Source organism: Bartonella acomydis (assembly GCF_039543025.1).
GTDB lineage: Bacteria > Pseudomonadota > Alphaproteobacteria > Rhizobiales > Rhizobiaceae > Bartonella > Bartonella acomydis.
On sequence record NZ_BAABIY010000073.1, the window covers coordinates 1 to 1841 of the forward strand.

At 38.1% G+C, this 1841-nt stretch carries 1 protein-coding gene; it reads right to left on the minus strand.

Annotated elements, in window-relative coordinates:
• On the minus strand, positions 1-1672 hold a 1672-nt coding region (locus ABD909_RS07075; RefSeq protein WP_345097252.1), incomplete at its 3' end, for a restriction endonuclease.
• Positions 1673-1841: the final 169 nt, after the last annotated feature.

Sequence of the window (1841 nt, forward strand, 5' to 3'; positions counted from 1 at the left end):
ATCTTACATTGCTGAGTACACGGCAATTATTTTCATCTGTATCTTCTTTAAGCCAATCAAGCAATTTATTACGGTCTTTACCATTAAAAGTCCCATCAATGTGCTTAACATCAAAGATAAGAGATGTTTTACTTTCGGGAACAAAGTTATGATATACATCAATAGCATCATTAAAAATCTCACTAACGCGTTCAGATGTCTTGATATCCTTACAGAAAGCCAGAGAACGACGCATAGGTTTTATGCCATCGTCTTCCTTCTTTTCTATTTGGGAAAGAGCTTTGTAGCAGCCAATGATTTTGGTTGTATCATCAAGAATAAGTTCGGAATTTTTATCTTTAAGACGCTTCTGAATTGTTGCGTTGATAATTGCTTCATCAACAGCTAAGACGATAACTTTATAAGGTGTTAACAATTTATCTTTTAGAGCTTTTGAAAAAGTATAGGTGTAAAGATTTTTTCCATAGAGCGCTTCATCATCCATGGACGCCAGAACGGCATCGGATACATCAGCCTTCTTTTTCAGCTTGTCAGCAAAGATCTTCGGCGTTGCTGTCATGTAGAGGCGTTTTTTGCCTTGAATGATGCTGTTGTCATGAACCTTGATAAATTCAGATTCATGCTTGTCTGTTCCTAATACAATCCCCGTCGTACGGTGTGCTTCATCACAAATGATTAAATCAAATTCAGGTAGTCCATGATCCTTTTGTGCATCCGAAATCACTTGAATGGAATGATAGGTTGAAAAGATGACCGTCATTACTTCTGCGAAGTTTTCACAAGCTTCTTTGGCAAGGGCTTTTGCATCTGTTGTAGCAGGCAGTACAAGATCTGATGTTTCCATCCCAACCATATCATCTTGGTTTTTACGACGCTTGCCTACTTGTGTATCCGAACACACGGCAAAAGAACACAAGGGAATTTGTGTGTCCAGTGTCCATTCACGGATTGTTTGCGAGACTAAAGCAAGGGAGGGCACCAAAAACAACACACGCTTGCCTTTTCCGGCGAGAGTTTCTGCTATCTTAAGGCTGGTGAAAGTCTTGCCTGTACCACATGCCATAATAAGCTTGCCACGGTCTGCTTCTTTTAAACCTTCACAAACTTTCTCAAGAGCTTCTTTTTGATGGGGGCGAGGTTCTTTTGTTGATTTAAGAACAACTTTTTGTTTTGTTGCAAATATTTGCCAGTCTATACGACTGTTTTCCATATGACGAAGGTCAATACGATAAACGGGTATCGCTTGTCCTTTAATCATGGCATTGACATTGTCACTTAATTCACTTTCAGTGCTATCAACGAGAAGACGATATTTAAAGATGTCTTTTCCAGAGGCAGCGATAAAGCTATCAATATCCTTTTTACTGATCTGATGGTCTGCTTTATAAAACTTACATTGAATAGCCACATAGCCTTCTTGATTGCGAAGTTTAGCAACCAAATCAATGCCGATATCATTTTTATTCCAATCTTCACGCTCTTTAGCCCATTCACAATAGCTTTCAACCTTTTCATAGCGTCCATAATGCAAGGGATCATGCATAAGATATTTGCTAACAAACTCTTCAAAAATTTTTCCCTGTTGAGCTTTTGAGGTTGCTTGTTCACGATAATCTTCCAACAGAGAGCGTAGCGTGACGTATTCATGATCATACTTAACAGATTGCAACATATTACAAGAGGGCTCCATTTTCTTATGAGGGGATTAATTCTTTTCAAAAGAATCGAAATGAAGGCAATTAAATACGTTTTGAATGAATAGCGAGTGTCAAATGAGGGTAAATTGCTAAAAAAGTGGATAAATTTTTTCAAAAGGGGATTTAAAAGGTTGTTATCCACAG